The sequence below is a fragment of the Citrobacter europaeus genome (assembly GCF_037482245.1).
GTDB classification, from domain to species: Bacteria; Pseudomonadota; Gammaproteobacteria; order Enterobacterales; family Enterobacteriaceae; genus Citrobacter; species Citrobacter europaeus.
In genome coordinates, this window is the sequence record NZ_CP148084.1 from 2,645,088 (window position 1) to 2,662,229 (window position 17,142).

Consider the following 17,142-nt stretch of genomic DNA (forward strand, 5'->3'; position numbering starts at 1 on the left):
ATTGCCCTTTCAGCAATAATGCCCGCCTGTTTTGTTTCTCTGGATATTGTATGAATACGCTTCGCCGCCCGCCGCTGTGGCTTCTTACGCTACTGATTATGTTCCCGCAACTGGTGGAAACCATCTACAGCCCGGCACTGCCAGGTATCGCCACTGCTTTTCACATCAGCAGTGAGCGTGCGGCTCAAACACTCTCCGTTTACTTTGCTGCCTTCGCCGTCGGTGTGGCGATGTGGGGTTGGCTGAGCGACTGCATCGGGCGACGTTGGGCTATGCTGGCAGGACTTATTTGTTATGGAACAGGCTGTGCCTTAGCCATTTTTGCCGCCGACTTCAGCGTTTTACTGCTGGCACGGATGGTCTCCGCCATCGGAGCGGCTGCCGGGTCAGTGGTGGTACAGACCATGCTAAGGGACAGTTATGAATCACCCGCGCTATCCCGCGTCTTTTCTGTGATGGGCGCCGCACTGGCATTGAGTCCGGTTTTCGGCCTGCTAAGCGGAGGTTGGCTGGTAAGCCTGTACGGTCATACTGGTGTATTTGTTGCCCTTATGCTGCTGGCGCTGCTACTGCTAATACTGACAGCGACCATACTGCCAGAAACCCGGCCCGAGCATACGCTCAACCCGAGGCTTATCGCACTGCTCTCCCGCATGAGGCGGGACAGCGATCTTTGGAAAAATATCATGCTGGTTGCGTTGCTAAATACCATGCTGTTTAGCTATTACAGCCTGGCACCGTTTCTTTTCGGGCAATTAGGATGGTGTTCCCGAGCCTTTGGCTGGACGGGGTTGTTGCTTGCGTTTGCTTCACTGTCGGGTAGCCTGCTGAACCGGAGGTTGCTAACGTCAGGTCTTACACCGGAACAACTGGTACGTTATGCCTGTGCGCTGGCAGCGTTGTCAGGTCTCGTCGCGTGGTGGCTACAGCACTGCGCGTGGATCCTGTTACCGGTGTTCGGCGTGGTGTTAGCCTATGGGATCGCGATTCCTAATGTGCTGAGTCAGGCGCTGCGTCACTACCGTGAACAAGCCGGTGCTGCCGGTGCGTTGTTCGGGTTGAGCTATTACCTGTTACTGGGAATGATGCTGGGATTGGCAGGCATGGTGCAACAGTTGGGGCTGGTTCTGAGCGTCTGTGCGCTACTCGCCTGGCTTTGCAGCTTACGCCGCTGATACCCGGACGGTAAACCAGAAAGCACAAAGCCCCGACATTAAGCTGGGGCTTTGTTGTTTCAATTAGCCTGACCTCGCGGATATTTCCAACTTACCGCCGTCCGATGGCGACGAGGCCAGTGGCGCGAATAGTATAGACACACGTTTGCCAGTATTTAGCTATCCGTGCCCCCTTTACCGTTCGCGCTTAAGAAATTACTCATGCTTGATCATGACATGGCGAACAATCGTGTAATCCTCCAGTCCATAAACCGACATATCCTTGCCATAACCAGACTGTTTTTGCCCACCGTGCGGCATCTCGCTAACCAGCGTGAAGTGAGTATTGACCCAGGTGCAACCATACTGCAGGCGAGCGCTAAATCGATGCGCGCGTCCCACATCCCGGGTCCAGACGGAAGAGGCCAGGCCGTATTTCGAATCGTTAGCCCACGCCAGCACCTGATCCTCATCCTCAAATACGGTTACGCTGACCACCGGGCCGAAAACTTCCCGCTGCACGATGGCATCATCCTGCTTTGCCCCGGCCAGCAGCGTCGGAGCAAAGTAGTAGCCTGCGCCATCCACTTTTTTACCACCGGTGATGACTTTGATATGCCCCAGCGCTTTGGCTTCATCGACCGCTTTCGTCACGCGATCGAGATGCGCCTGCGAGCTTACCGGTCCCAGCTCGGTCGATTCGTCATTCGGTGCGCCGATTTTCAGGCTTGCTACCGCAGCGCCAAGTTTCTCGACCAGCGCGTCATAAATGCCTTTCTGGGCATAAATTCGACAAGCCGCGGTACAATCTTGTCCAGCGTTGTAATAGCCAAAAGTTCGCACGCCGCTCACCACAGCATCCAGATCGGCATCATCAAAAATGATGACCGGAGCTTTGCCGCCCAGTTCCATATGCGTGCGCTTAATCGAAGGCGCGGTATGCTGGATAATGTGTTCACCGGTCGCAATGGAGCCTGTCAGAGAAACCATCCGGACTTTTTCATGACCGGTCAGCGGATCGCCTACCGTTTTGCCACGGCCAAACAGCACGTTGATAACGCCAGCCGGATAAATATCTTTGGCAAAATCAGCCAGCTTAAGCGCCGTCAGCGGGGTAATTTCTGACGGTTTAATCACCACACAGTTACCCGCCGCCAGTGCCGGCGCCAGCTTCCACGCCGCCATCATCAGCGGATAGTTCCACGGTGCAATAGAGGCCACCACGCCCAGCGGATCACGACGGATCATCGACGTATGCCCTTCCAGATACTCTCCGGCCGCCTGTCCTTGCAGGGTACGAGCCGCCCCGGCAAAGAAGCGGAAAACATCGACAATTGCCGGAATTTCATCGTTGAGGACGCAGTGCAACGGCTTACCACAATTGAGTGATTCCAGCTCTGCGAAGGTTTGCGCGTTATCGGCGATTGCGTCAGCCAGTTTCAGCAGCAGTTCTGAACGCACTTTTGGCGTGGTTTGCCCCCAGGCGGCAAACGCGCTGTCGGCTGCGCGTACCGCGGCATCAACCTGCGCGGCTGACGCTTCGGCAATCTCCAGAATGAGTTCACCAGTGGCAGGGTTATAGACTGGCTGCTTTTCACCTTCACCGTTGACCAGCTCGCCATTAATCAGTAATTGATGTTGCATAGCAATTTCCCATATCGTCGTTTATTTACCGTTTCCAGCGAGAGTGTCGCCTTCACGCGTTAGCCACCAGGCCCCTAAAATTGGCAGTGTCGTCACCAGCATTACCAGCAATGCCACAACGTTGGTGACAGGCACATCTCGTGGTCGACCCAACTGATTGAGCAGCCACAAAGGAAGTGTTCTTTCATGTCCGGCGGTGAACGTTGTCACGATGATTTCATCAAACGACAAGGCAAACGCCAGCATCCCCCCCGCCAGCAGCGCCGATGCCAGGTTTGGCAGCACGACATAACGAAAGGTTTGCCAGCCATTGGCGCCAAGATCCATAGACGCTTCAACCAGACTCCATGAGGTACGGCGAAAACGCGCCACGACGTTGTTAAATACCACCACCACGCAAAACGTCGCATGGCCCACGACGATCGTAAGAAAACCGGGTTCCAGGTTGATGGTTTTAAACGCCGTCAACAGCGCCAGGCCGGTAATAATCCCCGGCAGCGCGATCGGCAACAGCAGCAACAGCGATATTGCGCTTTTACCAAAAAAGTCCCTGCGCCACAGTGCTGCAGCGGCCAGCGTCCCCAGAACGAGGGCGATAGCTGTCGACAACGCAGCGATTTTAAGTGACAACGTCACCGATTCCAGAATATCGCCACGCTGCGCTGCAACGCTAAACCACTTCAGCGTTAACCCCTGCGGTGGAAAACTAAAAGCAGCCTCCTCAGTATTAAAAGCATAGGTGGCGATGATGAGGATGGGAAAGTGCAGGAAAATAACCCCACCCCATGCCGCCAGTTTGAGTAACCAGGGTGCGCGTTCAGAGTGCATCAAAAGCTCCCAGACGCTTCACGAACGCCAGATACAGTGCGATTAATACAATCGGCACCAGAGTAAATGCCGCCGCCATCGGCATATTGCCAATCGCCCCTTGCTGCGAATACACCATGTTGCCGATGAAATAGCCCGGCGGCCCCACCAGTTGCGGCACGATAAAATCGCCCAACGTCAGAGAGAAGGTAAAAATCGAGCCTGCCGCAATACCGGGTATCGCCAGTGGGAGGACCACATAGCGGAAAGTTTGACGCGGACGTGCGCCTAAATCAGCGGAGGCCTGTAATAGCGACGGCGGGAGTCTCTCCAGCGCGGCCTGTACCGGCAGGATCATAAACGGCAGCCAGATGTAGACGAACACCAGAAAGCGCCCTAACCCTGAAGTCGACAGCGTATTGCCGCCGACGGCAGGCAGCGTCAGAAACGAGAGCAGCAGCGGCTCCAGCCCCAGATGGGTTAAAAACCATTGCGCCACGCCGTCTTTAGCCAACAGTAACGTCCATGCGTAGGCTTTAACGATGTAGCTGGCCCACATCGGCAACATCACCGCAATGTAAAAAAAGGCTTTCATTTTGCCGCTGGTATAGCGCGCCATATACCACGCCATCGGAAACGCCAGAATCGCGCTGGCAATGGTGACCGCCACCGCCATCGTCAGGGTACGCAAAATGATGTCGTAGTTGGCCGGATTAAACAGCGCCTGCAAATTCGCCAGCGTCAGGTCCGGCGTGACCGACATGGTGAAATCGTCGAAGGTATAAAAACCTTGCCACAACAGCGTCAGCAATGAGCCGAAGTAGACAATGCCAAACCACATCAGCGGTCCGAGGAGCAGCAAAAACAGTCCCAGCCCCGGATTACGCCAGAAGAAACCTGAAATCCGGTTCAGACCTGTCGACTGTGGAGGCGAATGTAAGACATTCATAGCCATTCACCTCTCCTCAACCAGCGGTACCATCACGTCGCGTGACCACGACGCCATCACCTGCTGACCTGGCGACAACGTTGAGGGCAGCATTTCGCCCGTCAGATTCGCCTGGCTAACCAGCAACTTTTCACCACCGGCCAGTTTCAGTTCAAATCGTGTCGCCGCGCCCTGGTACTGCACCGCCTGGATAACTCCCGTAGCCTGGACTTCTCCCCCGGCATCATTCAAACGAATATGTTCCGGGCGCAGGGAGAACATCCCCTGTAACCCGCAAACGTTCGCTGACATCGTGGCATCAAAGACATTGGACGTCCCGACGAAACTTGCCACAAACGGTGTCCGCGGACGCATGTACAGTTCGCGCGGAGAATCCACCTGTTCGATGCGACCGTTATTAAACACCGCCACACGATCGGACATCGACAGGGCTTCCCCCTGATCGTGAGTGACAAAAATGAAGGTGATACCAAGAGATTGCTGTAATTTTTTCAGCTCCAACTGCATCTGTTCACGCAGCTTGAGATCCAATGCCCCGAGCGGTTCATCCAACAGCAGGACGCGCGGCTCATTGACCAGCGCCCGGGCAATCGCCACGCGTTGCCGCTGACCACCGGAAAGTTGCGACGGTTTGCGTTCATAAACAAAACCGAGCGCAACTTTATCCAGCGCCTCTCGCGCTTTGGCGTGGCGCTGTTTTTTATCAATGCCTTTGACCATCAGCCCGTAGGCGACGTTGTCGAGAATCGACATATGCGGGAACAACGCGTAATCCTGAAATACCGTATTGACGTCCCGTTCCCAGGGCGGCAATTCGCTGGCCTGCTTACCAAAAATGGTGATTGCGCCGCCTGACAGCTGCTCAAACCCTGCAATCAGGCGCAGACAGGTGGTCTTGCCGGAGCCGGATGGCCCCAGCATAGAGAAAAACTCACCGTCATTAATCGCAATACTAACGCCATCAACTGCACGAACATCCCCGTACAGACGCGAGACGTTATGAAACTCCACTGCGTACGTCATAAAACCCCCAGCGGAATTAACGACCGCCCATAATGGCGATGTAATCCTGCGTCCAGCGACTGTAAGGAACGAATTTGCCACCTTCTGCGATCGGCGTTTTCCAGAAGGCAATTTTGTCAAAGTAACTATAGCCGTTGGTTTCACAGCCCTTTTCACCCAGCAGCGGGCTGGCTTTACAGCCTTCAGGCACTACTGGCAGAGAACCAAACCAGGCCGCAACGTCGCCTTGAACTTTCGGGGTTAATGACCAGTTCATCCATTTGTAAGCACATACCGGGTGTTTCGCTTCGCTGTGCAGCATGGTGGTATCAGCCCATCCGGTAACCCCTTCTTTTGGGAAAACCGTGGCAATAGGCTGGCCTTCCCCTTTCAGAGCGTTAGCCTGATAAGGCCATGCGCTTGACGCCACCACACCTTCGTTTTTAAAGTCGCTCATTTGCACGGTGGTATCATGCCAATAGCGATGGATTAGCGCGTGCTGATCGCTCAGAACTTTGATAACCGCCTGATACTGCTGTTCGGTGAGCTGATAGGGATCGGTAATGCCCAGCTGCGGCTGAGTTGCTTTAACGAATAACGCGGCATCGGCAATATAGATCGGCCCATCGTAGGCCTGAACGCGCCCTTTATTGCTTTTCCCGTCCGCAAGTTTTTGTTCAACAAAAACCACGCTCCAGCTATCTGGCGGCGTTGGGAAGATTTTTGTGTTATACATCAGCAGGTTTGGTCCCCACTGGTACGGCGTGCCGTAAACTTTTCCGCCAACGTTGAACCACTCGCCTTTTACCACGCGTGGATCGATGCTTTTCCAGTTTGGGATCAGCGCGGTATTAATCGGCTGAACGCGTTTACCCATAATCAGACGCAATGAGGCGTCACCGGAAGCGGTAACCAGGTCGTAGCCGCCTTTTGCCATCAGGCTGACCATCTCATCAGATGTGGCCGCCGTTTTGACATTGACCGCGCAGCCAGTATCTTTCTCAAACTGCGAGACCCAATCATATTGTTTATCGGTCTGTCCACGTTCGATGTAGCCCGGCCAGGCAATAATATCCAGACGGCCTTCCGGTTTATCTAATGATGTCGGGGGTTCGGCTGCCTGTGCAGTCATCAGCGTCATACTGAGTGCGCACAGGCTACTGAGGGCAAACTGCTTGCTCATAACGTCTTACTCCTGTCTAAAAAATATTGAGCGGCAGCCTTGCCGTAAATATATGTCCTTTCCTAAAAATAGTCGGGGTGTGGTAAGCGTTCCTGTTGGTGCAAGGAAATTTAATCAGGTTGTGAGCTAACGCTCATTACGCTACTGACGCTGACCGGGGATTTTTATCTTCTGGAGTATAGACAAGGAGTTAGATGCAATGGTGGCAATAGTAATAACTATTGATTTTTTGTATGGTAGCGCCCGATATAAATAACATCAGGGCGAGGTATCCTATATTTCTGAAATATGAACGCGCCATTCTTTTATATTAAATAGCGCGTTATGTTTTATTTCATCATCTCGCGAATTAATTTTCCCAACTGTTTTACAGCCTGTTCCTCACGTTCCCCCCAGTGCCATGCGGTATTAAAACGGAAGAAACGTGTCCAGCTCCCCGAGGTCGAGAACATTTTTCCCGGCGCAATACTGATATGGTGCGCCAGCGCCTGGGTGCTGAGCACGCCTGCATCAAGCGGCTCTGGCAGTTCCAGCCACAGGAAATAGCCGCTGTCGTTGTGGTGAATTTTGACTTCCGCCGGAAGATGACGCAGCAGCGTTTGCCAGGCTTGCTGTTTGCGCTCCGCCAGCTGTCGGCGTAAGCGACGCAGATGTGCGTCATAGCGTCGGGTAGACAGGTAATCCACCAGTGCAAGCTGCATGGGGGAACTGGTGGATAAGGTGCTCATTAGCTGGAGTCGCTGAATACGCCGGGCATGCTTCCCGGCCGCTACCCAGCCAACGCGAAATCCGGGCACCAGGCACTTCGAGAAAGACGAACAATGCAAAACGCTGTCGGCGCGATCCCAGGCTTTGGCGGGCAGTGGTTTTTCACGGCCAAAATACAGCTCGCTGTAGACATCATCCTCTATCAGCATTACATGGTATTTCTCCAGCAATGCGACCAGATGCGCCTTCTTCTCTGGGCTGAGCGTAAAACCAAGCGGATTTTGGCTATTGGTCATCAGCCAGCAGGCTTTGACCGGATACTCCTGCAACGCCTGCTCCAGCGCGGTAAGATCGATCCCCTCTTTTACGTCGGTGGCGATCGAAAGCGCCTTCAGGCGTAATCGTTCAAGGGCCTGCAACGCCCCGTAAAAACAGGGGTTTTCGACAATCACCCAGTCCCCCGGTTCAGTAACTGCCTGCAGGCTCAGGTTGAGGGCTTCCAGCGCACCGGTAGTGATGACTATTTCATCAGGTGAAATGGTCATCCCCTGTTGAGCATAGCGACGGGCAATGGCATGGCGCAGTTCAGCATTTCCCGGCGGCAGGTTTTCGATCACGCTCATGGCGGTGGCGGTTTTACTCACCTGCGCCAGCGAGCGGTTCAACTGCTGGAGGGGAAACAGACGCGGATCGGGGAATGCAGAGGCAAATGGCATCACTGACGCATCCCGGCTGGCCTGCAACATATCAAAAATATAGGTGTTGATATCCACCGCTTCATCGCGCATGACCTGCGCCTGCGGCGTGGCCAGTTCACGTTCAGGGCGCGCAGCAACGTAGTAACCCGACTGTGGTCGGGCGATAATTCGCCCCTGACTCTCCAGCAACTGGTAGGCGTGTCCGACGGTCATAAAACTCATGCCGCTGCTGACCACCTGTTCACGCAATGATGGCAAGCGATCGCCGGGCTGCCATACGCCAGACGCAATTTGATCGCGAATTTGCTCAGCCAGTCGCTGGTATTTTTTCATTTTTTGTCCTGATTACCGGTGTCGGTGACAACCACTGTATATATCAGTTTACATAATCAAGGTATTTTATATAACTGTTATAGTTAACAGTTTTACAACATCGCTAATGACAGTTCTTTGCCTAAGGCGCGGGCAGCTATCTGCACAGCATCAATTTTTGTCGCGTGCTTTAAATCGAATAAGCGAGTGATTTCCTGCTTAGGCCTGCCGATCCTGTTTGCCAGTTCCTGCTGGGTAATATTCGATTCAAGGAAGGCATTTAACAACAGAACTTTAGACGCAACGCTCAGTGGTATTTCCACATAGTCAGCGCCAGCGACAACCGCCGAAGGCAAAGGAATCGGTTCGTTATCGTCGAAATAGAATTCAAAAGCGGTGACCAATGCGGCTTGCGCAGCCTGCAAAGCATCATGACGGGTTTCTCCCTGAGTTAATGCTTCAGGAATATCCGGAAAAGACACCACAAACCCACCTTCCACGGCGGGTACTAGATTAACGGGATAACGCATGATTTTCTCAAAATTTCTCATATAATCAGCCTTATATTGATGATGATTACTGTAAGCCTGGCTGCTTTTGGATCGCTTTTCGCAGAGCCTCTTTTATCTCATCACCAGGATGCCTGGGCATAACGCTACGCCTTCCCTGATACCTCAACTTCAGATGATTTGAGCCGTTTGTAACTTCAACTCCCTGAGATTCAAGCCAGCGTCTGAACTCACTTTGCTTCACTGCGCCTCCCTGTCGTCTATTATACACACAAAGTAAACATTTATGATTACTCTTTAATTACCTTGCTAGTAACATCGCAAAATTACTAGCGTGGGGAGGACGCTATTCAATAACGGGAACCCAGCTTCCAGATTTCATATCAGCCGGGCCAATCTATAACAGCGCGACAACTGTTATGGTTAAAAAGAACTGTTCTGTTTCTGCCTTCCAGTGCTTCGCAGCCTTAGAATTGCGCTAAATCAATTTTGCCTGCGGAGTTAAGCATGTTCGGTCTTGACGCGTTTCACCTGGCAAGGATCCAGTTCGCGTTTACGGTATCCTTTCACATCATCTTTCCGGCCATTACCATTGGCCTCGCCAGTTATCTGGCGGTGCTCGAAGGGTTATGGCTAAAAACGAAAAATCCCGTCTGGCGCTCGCTATACCATTTCTGGTCGAAAATATTCGCCGTAAACTTTGGGATGGGCGTAGTTTCCGGGCTGGTGATGGCCTATCAGTTCGGCACCAACTGGAGCGGTTTTTCCGAGTTCGCCGGTAGCATCACCGGGCCGCTTCTGACCTATGAAGTGCTCACCGCCTTCTTCCTTGAAGCAGGTTTCCTCGGGGTAATGCTGTTTGGCTGGAACCGGGTTGGCCCGGGGCTTCACTTCTTCGCGACCTGTATGGTTGCGCTGGGTACTATTATTTCTACCTTCTGGATCCTCGCCTCCAACAGTTGGATGCAAACGCCGCAGGGTTACGAAATAGTTAACGGCCAGGTCGTTCCCGTCGACTGGTTCGCCGTTATTTTCAATCCTTCATTCCCTTATCGTTTGCTGCATATGTCCGTTGCCGCTTTCCTGAGCAGCGCGCTGTTTGTCGCAGCGTCGGGCGCATGGCATTTATTGCGCGGGAATAACTCTCCGGCTATTCGCGCCATGTTCTCAATGGCGCTATGGATGACGTTAATCGTCGCCCCACTGCAGGCTTTGATTGGCGATATGCACGGTTTGAATACCCTGAAGCATCAGCCTGCAAAAATTGCCGCGATTGAAGGACACTGGGAAAATCGCCCTGGTGAACCGACTCCGCTGCTGCTGTTCGGATGGCCGGATATGGAGCAGGAGCGCACCCGCTATGGGCTGGAAATCCCCGCGCTGGGCAGTCTGATTCTGACCCATAGTCTGGATAAGCAGGTTCCGGCCCTTAAAGAGTTTCCTAAAGAAGACAGGCCCAACTCTACCATGGTGTTCTGGTCGTTTCGCATAATGGCCGGACTGGGCATGCTGATGATCCTGTTGGGCGCATTTGCTCTGTGGCTGCGCTATAAGCAACGTTTATACACCTCGCGCCCTTTCCTGCGCTTTGCCTTGTGGATGGGTCCCTCCGGTCTGATTGCCATCCTTGCTGGCTGGGTGACTACTGAAGTTGGCCGTCAGCCGTGGGTGGTTTACGGGTTGCAACGTACGGAGGATGCGGTTTCCGCCCATGGCGATTTACATATGAGCATCAGCCTGCTGTCCTTCTTTGTGGTGTACAGCTCGGTGTTTGGCGTGGGTTACAGCTACATGATCCGCCTGATCCGCAAAGGGCCGCAGGAAGATGACCCGACCGTTCCGCCCACCGGCACGCCTGCCCGGCCGCTTTCTGCTGCCGTCCTCGACTCTCAACCGGAGGCACACCGCTAATGGGTATCGATTTATCAGTTATCTGGTTTGTAATTATCGTGTTCGCCACGTTGATGTATATCGTGATGGACGGTTTTGATCTTGGGATCGGTATCTTATTCCCGGCGATTCAGGACTCTGATGACCGCGATGTGATGGTCAACAGCGTCGCCCCGGTATGGGACGGCAATGAAACCTGGCTGGTGCTGGGCGGAGCCGGATTATTCGGCGCTTTCCCCCTGGCCTATGCGGTGATTGTCGATGCGCTGACGATCCCGCTGACACTGATGCTAATCGGCCTGATTTTTCGCGGCGTCGCCTTCGAGTTTCGTTTTAAAGCCACGCCGGCGCATCGACCATTCTGGGATAAAGCTTTTCTCGGCGGTTCAATCCTCGCCACATTCACCCAGGGTGTCGTGGTGGGTGCCGTCCTCAACGGATTTTCCGTCACCGGACGCAGCTACAGCGGCGGTCCTTTCGACTGGCTGACCCCGTTTACGCTGTTCTGCGGCGTTGGCCTGGTTGTAGCCTACGCTCTGCTGGGAGCGACGTGGCTGGTGATGAAAAGCGAAAATCCGTTGCAGGAAAAAATGCGCCGTGTGGCAAAAAAACTGCTGCTGGCGATGCTGGTTGTCATTGCCATTATCAGCCTGTGGACGCCGCTGGCGCACAGTGCGATTGCCGAGCGTTGGTTTAGCCTGCCCAACCTGTGGTTCCTGATGCCGGTTCCGCTGCTGGTTGCGCTTATCAGCATCTGGCTGTGGCGTTCACTGGGGCAGCATCACTGCCATACGCTGCCTTTTGCATTGACGCTGGGGTTGATTTTTCTTGGGTTCAGCGGGCTGGGGATCAGTATCTGGCCACATATCATTCCGCCGTCCATTACGCTCTGGCAGGCGGCGGCTCCGGCGCAAAGTCAGGGCTTTATGTTGGTTGGCGCACTGCTGATTATCCCGATAATCCTGGTGTACACCTTCTGGAGTTACTACGTTTTTCGCGGCAAAGTTCAACATGGTGAGGGGTATCATTGATGCAACAAACAATCTGGAAACGCCTGATGTGGCTGGTGATCCTCTGGGGCGGCAGCGTGCTGGCTCTCGCCGCCGTTGGTATGTTCTTTCGTCTCCTGATGACGGCCGCCGGATTTAAGTCCTGAATCTCTCCCTGATAACAACCGGGCAGCGTCGCGCTACCCGGTTGTGACAAATCCCAACGTTGGCTAAACAAAAATGTAAAAAACATCGAAATGACAAAACAGAGATTGTCATTATGCCGATTAAAATATTGAATAGTCACCAGGCGAAATTATCGCCAATTCCGCAGCTAACGTACCAGAGGGTGCATGATGTTTAAGAAAGGGTTAACGGTGTTATTGCTGGCCAGCGCGCTTTTTTCCGGTCAGCTTTTCGCTACTAATCAGGGACATGAGTATCTTCAGGTGCAGGATGCCGATCATTTACTACGACATACCGCCGACAGCGATGAACTGCGAGTGACGGCGGAAGAATCCGCCGCCGATCTTCGCGAACACCATTACTGGCAAAAATCACGCAAGCCCGATACTCATCTGAGCTGACCTTTAGTTTTTACGCTTTGGCAACGTTTTCAGCAGTTCTTCGGGGCTGACGGAAGCCACCACGCTGCCCGGCAACGGCATCTTCAGAATGTGATGTTTCATCTTGCCGATCACGTGCATTTCGCATGGTCGGCAATCAAATTTCAGCGTCAGGACCTCATCGCCGTTAACCAGTTGCATCGGCGTGGCTTTCCAGCTTTTGATATTCCCTTTCGCCTGTTTCGGACACAGGTTAAACGCAAAACGCAGGCAATGTTTAGTGATCATCACCGGCACATCGCCCTTTTCTTCATGTGCTTCATAAGCGGCATCAATCAGCTGAACGCCATAACGGTGATAAAACTCACGCGCTTTATGGTTATAGACGTTAGCCAGGAAGCTCAGATGCGTTTGCGGATAAACCGGCGGCGGCTGTACAACCGGTTTACGGCGGCCACGCTGATAGTTTTGCAAACGTGCAGCATCCAGCATGTCGACCGCTTCACGTCGCAACTGATTCAGTTGACCGTTCGGCACAAACAGCGCTCCCGGCAGATTCACCTGAATGCTGCGGGCGTAATAAAGCGTTTGTCCAAGCTTTGCCAGACCATCCTGCAGGTTGCTCAACGCTTTTTCCGCATTGTTCGCTTCCTCGAACTGGCCATCCAGCGTATGGGTGATACTCACCCCCTCCTCACTGGTAAGCGTCAGGATCAACTGCTCCTGCCAGCCACCCAACTCAATATCGACCGCGACGCGCCGCTCGCTGGAGGTTTTGGTCAATGCCTGCTGCCAGTTATGATCGAGGTTGCGGTTCAGCGGGTGATTGGCACGTACTTTGTGCAGATCGGCGGGCATTTCATTCGGCCATACCCGATAACGATTGTGCCCCGTTTTTTCTACGGTGTTGGCGCGAAATCCGACCACTTCGCGTTTGATTAACACGTTCAGGCCATCCCCGTTAGCCAGCGGTTCTGTCACCTCAACATCGAGATGATCTTTTGCCACCTTCAGGACTTCGCCGACCGGCAAACCGATAAACTTTGGTGAGTCGAATGCGCCGATATCACCTTTACGAGTATTCACAAAGTAATCGGTACTGCCGCGATGGAAGGTTTTTTCCGTGGATGGCGTAAAGAAATGTTCGGTACGCCCGGCTGAAGAACGGGCCAGATCGCCGCGCTCTTCAATGATTGCGTCCAGCATCTGACGATAATGCGCGGTAATATTCTTCACATAGCTCATGTCTTTGTAGCGCCCTTCAATTTTGAAGGAACGCACACCAGCATCAATCAATGCGCCGAGGTTGGCGGTCTGATCGTTATCTTTCATCGACAGCAGGTGTTTTTCATAGGACACCACGCGCCCCTGATCGTCTTTCAGGGTATACGGCAAGCGACAAGCCTGAGAGCAGTCGCCGCGGTTAGCGCTGCGTCCGGTTTGCGCATGTGAAATATAACACTGGCCTGAATAAGCGACGCACAGCGCCCCGTGAATGAAAAATTCAATAGTCGCCTCCGTAGCCTGATGGATGGCCTTGATCTGCTCAAGGCTCAGTTCGCGCGCCAGGACAATCTGGGTGAATCCGACATCAGCAAGAAACTTCGCCTTCTCGACGCTGCGAATATCACATTGAGTGCTGGCATGCAGCTCAATGGGCGGAATATCCAGCTCCAGAATTCCCATGTCCTGCACAATCAGAGCATCAACGCCGGTCTGATACAGATCGGTAATTAACCGCTGCGCGGGCTCCAGCTCATCATCATGCAAGATCGTATTTAGCGTCACAAAGATTTTCGCCCCGTAACGATGAGCGAAAGGCACCAGTTCGGCGATATCTTTCAGGCTGTTACTGGCATTATGACGCGCGCCAAAACCTGGTCCGCCAATGTACACAGCGTCTGCGCCGTGTAATATGGCTTCACGCGCAATGGCGGTATCCCGGGCCGGGCTTAACAATTCAAGGTGATGAGGCTGCTGGCGCATACAGTTGTTATCATCCACAAGCGATAAAAATGGCGGCTATTGTAGTCACAAGCGCGGCTTTTCGGAATAGTTTTCCCGATTAACTACGCGGGTAATGGATCAGCGAATGAAAGTGCGCTGTTTGTTCGTGACCGTTACGGTAGCTATGCGCCCTGTCTCCGGCAAAACGCACCCCCTCGCCGGGTTTAATGGTGCGCCATTGTCCCTCAATACACATATCCAGCAGCCCATTTATCACCACCACGTGTTCTATCACGCCGGTTTCATGCGGAGTCGATTCACTGAGCGCGCCGGGTGCCAGCAGTATCGAAAAATGATCGAAGCACAACTGCGGATCCCACGGAAAAAGTGGTGTGACGACCATCGCCTGCTGCTGGGGATCAAATATTGGCGCACTGTCTGACTCCGGTGGTGAAATGAAGGTCGAAAACGGGACGTTCAGCCCGGTGGCAATTTTCCACAATGTCGCCACCGTTGGGCTGGATTCGTTGCGCTCAATTTGCCCCAGCATGGCTTTTGACACGCCGGTTTCCTCCGCCAGACGCGACAGACTCCATTCCCGCTGGTGACGTAGCGTCTTGAGCGTTGTGGCCAGATAGTGGGTTAAGTTATCCATTTTTCTCCTTCCTAACTCTCCCTTCTCAGGGCTACAGCTTAACACTTGTACGCTATAACGCACAGTGCTACAGTGATTGACCGTTATAACGCACACGGAGTCACTATGCGTGCATTTTCCATCCCTCTGCCCACCGTACTATCGGGCTTCGTGGCTGTCCTGGTCGGCTACGCCAGCTCGGCTGCCATTATCTGGCAAGCGGCTCTGGCCGCAGGTGCGACGACTGAACAAATCGCGGGCTGGATGACCGCGCTGGGAATAGCAATGGGTGTCAGTACGCTGGCGCTGACATTATGGTATCGCGCCCCTGTGCTCACAGCCTGGTCAACGCCCGGCGCTGCGCTGCTGGTGACGGGCCTGCAAGGCGTCACAATTCAGGATGCCATCGGCGTTTTTATCGTAGCTAATGCGTTGATTGTGTTGTGCGGCGTAACCGGGCTGTTTGCCCGTCTGATGAAAATAATCCCCCATTCACTGGCATCAGCCATGCTGGCTGGGATCCTGCTGCGTTTTGGTCTGCAGGCGTTTAATAGCCTCAACAGTGAGCTTATTTTGTGCGGTAGTATGCTGGTGGCATGGCTGGTATTTAAAGTCACAGCCCCACGGTATGCAACGATCGCCGCGATGCTGGCGGGTATTGCTATCGCACTGATGAAAGGTGACGTTGTCACTAGCGGAGTGGATCTGTCGCCGGTGATGCCAGCGTTTATTGCCCCCCACTTTTCTTTGGCCCACAGTATCAGCATTGCACTACCGCTGTTTCTGGTCACTATGGCTTCGCAAAATGCTCCAGGTATTGCCACTATGAATGCGTCGGGTTATTCGTTACCCGTTTCACCACTCATTGTCTTTACCGGCCTGCTGGCCCTGTTGTTTTCACCGTTTGGCGTCTATTCCATTTGCATTGCCGCTATCACCGCCGCAATTTGCCAAAGCCCCGAAGCGCATCCTGATGCTAAACGGCGCTGGCTCGCCGCCGCAGCCGCGGGTGTTTTCTATCTTCTGGCTGGGGTGTTTGGCGGTTCGGTCACAGGACTGATGGCGGCCCTACCCGTAAGCTGGATCCAGATGCTGGCCGGTCTTGCTTTGCTCGGGACGATTAGCGGTAGTTTATATCAGGCATTGCATAATGAAGCAGAGCGCGATGCAGCTATCGTTACGTTTCTGGTCACGGCCAGCGGCCTGACGTTACTTGGTGTTGGCTCTGCATTCTGGGGATTAGTGGTCGGCGGTATCTGCTACGCAGTGTTGACGTTATTTCGCCGCACGTAACTGCGTTGGCGTTTTACCCGTTACCTGTTTAAACCGATTACTAAAATGGCTCGCAGAACTGAATCCGCAGGCCATCGCAATGTCCGACAAACTGCGTGAAGAGTAACAGACCAGATGCTGCGCCAGCGCCATACGGCGTTGCATCACGTACTGATGCGGTGCCGTTTTCATCGACTGGCGAAACATTCTGGCAAAGTGGAATTCACTAAGCGCCGCCTCGCTTGCGAGCAAGCTCAGGGTTATTGGGTGCGCCAGATGCGCGTCAATATAGGCCAGCACGTTGCGTAAGGTGGCCGGCGCCAGTCCTCCAGTGACGGTAGGCAGTCGCCATTGAACGTTACTGTAATGCTGGATCAGATGCGTTAACAGCAGCGAAGAGGCAGCGCTGAGCGTGAGATGATTGGCCGGTTGCTGCCAGTCGTTACCAAGCAAAAACTGACGGTAAACCGCCGTGATCCCCGGGTCACTGCCAAATGTATGCTCGTCCAGCGTAAAGCTATAGGGGCTTTTGTCCCAGACTTTTTCACCCACCTCGCGCAGATGAGCGTCGGTACAATACAGGTGAACAAAGGAGAGATCGTCGCGGATATCCCAACTTGACTCGCTTTCTTTCGGCATCAGGCAAAAACGGTCAGGTCCCCCGCCATTCTTCCAGCCTCCCGCCGTTTTGTGGTAACTCTCGTAGCCATCCGCGATGTATAAACTGAGCGTATGGTGATCGCAATACTGAGTGATGGTATCACGCTTATTTGACCAGGCCGCCAGTTGGATCCCTGAATGTAACGCAACCGATTCATGCAGCACGGCATTATGTTTGCGTAAGTTTTCAAAGGCATCGTAGGGCTGAGGCATACCAT

Annotated in this window: 17 protein-coding genes; 6 read left to right on the plus strand and 11 right to left on the minus strand. The window is 53.5% G+C overall.

Going from position 1 to position 17,142, the window contains the following annotated elements; all coding sequences use genetic code 11:
• The first annotated feature begins 50 nt into the window (after positions 1 to 50).
• Complete coding sequence (locus WHR59_RS12445; RefSeq protein ID WP_338843086.1) at positions 51 to 1,175, plus strand: multidrug effflux MFS transporter; 1,125 nt, start codon at positions 51 to 53, stop codon at positions 1,173 to 1,175.
• A gap of 195 nt (positions 1,176 to 1,370) precedes the next feature.
• Here the strand turns inward: WHR59_RS12445 and patD are convergent, their stop codons facing one another.
• From patD to WHR59_RS12485, 8 genes are all read right to left on the minus strand, one after another.
• Positions 1,371 to 2,798 (minus strand): aminobutyraldehyde dehydrogenase, encoded by a 1,428-nt coding sequence (patD, locus tag WHR59_RS12450; protein WP_043016261.1) that lies wholly within the window; start codon positions 2,796 to 2,798, stop codon positions 1,371 to 1,373.
• A 21-nt stretch (positions 2,799 to 2,819) separates the two neighbouring features.
• The gene (locus WHR59_RS12455) at positions 2,820 to 3,626 is read right to left on the minus strand and encodes an ABC transporter permease (RefSeq protein WP_043016260.1); all 807 of its coding nucleotides are present in this window, start codon (positions 3,624 to 3,626) and stop codon (positions 2,820 to 2,822) included.
• The gene (locus WHR59_RS12460) at positions 3,616 to 4,560 is read right to left on the minus strand and encodes an ABC transporter permease (RefSeq protein ID WP_043016259.1); all 945 of its coding nucleotides are present in this window, start codon (positions 4,558 to 4,560) and stop codon (positions 3,616 to 3,618) included. The genes WHR59_RS12455 and WHR59_RS12460 overlap by 11 nt, the downstream gene beginning before the upstream one ends.
• Entirely contained in the window at positions 4,561 to 5,577 is a 1,017-nt protein-coding gene (locus WHR59_RS12465) for an ABC transporter ATP-binding protein (protein ID WP_003833135.1), read from the minus strand.
• 16 nt (positions 5,578 to 5,593) lie between these two features.
• A complete protein-coding gene (gene ydcS, locus WHR59_RS12470; protein WP_043016257.1) occupies positions 5,594 to 6,739 on the minus strand; it encodes a putative ABC transporter substrate-binding protein YdcS in 1,146 nt (381 codons plus the stop codon).
• 329 nt (positions 6,740 to 7,068) lie between these two features.
• Positions 7,069 to 8,478, minus strand: a complete 1,410-nt coding sequence (locus WHR59_RS12475) for a PLP-dependent aminotransferase family protein (protein WP_200000658.1) — start codon at positions 8,476 to 8,478, stop codon at positions 7,069 to 7,071.
• A gap of 92 nt (positions 8,479 to 8,570) precedes the next feature.
• Positions 8,571 to 8,987, minus strand: a complete 417-nt coding sequence (locus tag WHR59_RS12480; protein WP_123915356.1) for a type II toxin-antitoxin system HicB family antitoxin — start codon at positions 8,985 to 8,987, stop codon at positions 8,571 to 8,573.
• 46 nt (positions 8,988 to 9,033) lie between these two features.
• Positions 9,034 to 9,210 carry a type II toxin-antitoxin system HicA family toxin gene (locus WHR59_RS12485; protein WP_043016254.1) on the minus strand — a complete coding sequence of 59 codons (177 nt, stop codon included), beginning with the start codon at positions 9,208 to 9,210 and terminating at the stop codon, positions 9,034 to 9,036.
• A gap of 263 nt (positions 9,211 to 9,473) precedes the next feature.
• Between WHR59_RS12485 and WHR59_RS12490 the strand changes: the two genes are divergently transcribed.
• From WHR59_RS12490 to WHR59_RS12505, 4 genes are all read left to right on the plus strand, one after another.
• Positions 9,474 to 10,877 carry a cytochrome ubiquinol oxidase subunit I gene (locus tag WHR59_RS12490; protein WP_043016253.1) on the plus strand — a complete coding sequence of 468 codons (1,404 nt, stop codon included), beginning with the start codon at positions 9,474 to 9,476 and terminating at the stop codon, positions 10,875 to 10,877.
• On the plus strand, positions 10,877 to 11,887 hold the full coding sequence (gene cydB / locus WHR59_RS12495; protein ID WP_043016252.1) for a cytochrome d ubiquinol oxidase subunit II: 1,011 nt from the start codon (positions 10,877 to 10,879) through the stop codon (positions 11,885 to 11,887). Before WHR59_RS12490 ends, cydB begins: the two co-directional genes overlap by 1 nt.
• Entirely contained in the window at positions 11,887 to 12,012 is a 126-nt protein-coding gene (locus WHR59_RS12500) for a DUF2474 domain-containing protein (protein WP_003020230.1), read from the plus strand. The genes cydB and WHR59_RS12500 overlap by 1 nt, the downstream gene beginning before the upstream one ends.
• 189 nt (positions 12,013 to 12,201) lie before the next feature.
• Positions 12,202 to 12,432, plus strand: a complete 231-nt coding sequence (locus tag WHR59_RS12505) for a DUF2554 family protein (protein ID WP_043016251.1) — start codon at positions 12,202 to 12,204, stop codon at positions 12,430 to 12,432.
• A gap of 3 nt (positions 12,433 to 12,435) precedes the next feature.
• Here WHR59_RS12505 and WHR59_RS12510 read toward each other — a convergent pair whose 3' ends face one another.
• Together WHR59_RS12510 and WHR59_RS12515 are read right to left on the minus strand one after the other, a co-directional pair.
• Positions 12,436 to 14,397, minus strand: a complete 1,962-nt coding sequence (locus WHR59_RS12510; protein ID WP_047411114.1) for a peptidase U32 family protein — start codon at positions 14,395 to 14,397, stop codon at positions 12,436 to 12,438.
• A 79-nt stretch (positions 14,398 to 14,476) separates the two neighbouring features.
• The gene (locus WHR59_RS12515) at positions 14,477 to 15,013 is read right to left on the minus strand and encodes a helix-turn-helix domain-containing protein (protein ID WP_043016249.1); all 537 of its coding nucleotides are present in this window, start codon (positions 15,011 to 15,013) and stop codon (positions 14,477 to 14,479) included.
• Positions 15,014 to 15,118: 105 nt separating this feature from the next.
• Between WHR59_RS12515 and WHR59_RS12520 the strand changes: the two genes are divergently transcribed.
• Positions 15,119 to 16,285 (plus strand): benzoate/H(+) symporter BenE family transporter, encoded by a 1,167-nt coding sequence (locus WHR59_RS12520; protein ID WP_338843089.1) that lies wholly within the window; start codon positions 15,119 to 15,121, stop codon positions 16,283 to 16,285.
• Here the strand turns inward: WHR59_RS12520 and WHR59_RS12525 are convergent.
• A complete protein-coding gene (locus WHR59_RS12525; protein WP_338843090.1) occupies positions 16,268 to 17,137 on the minus strand; it encodes an AraC family transcriptional regulator in 870 nt (289 codons plus the stop codon). The genes WHR59_RS12520 and WHR59_RS12525 overlap by 18 nt on opposite strands.
• Positions 17,138 to 17,142 lie beyond the last annotated feature (5 nt).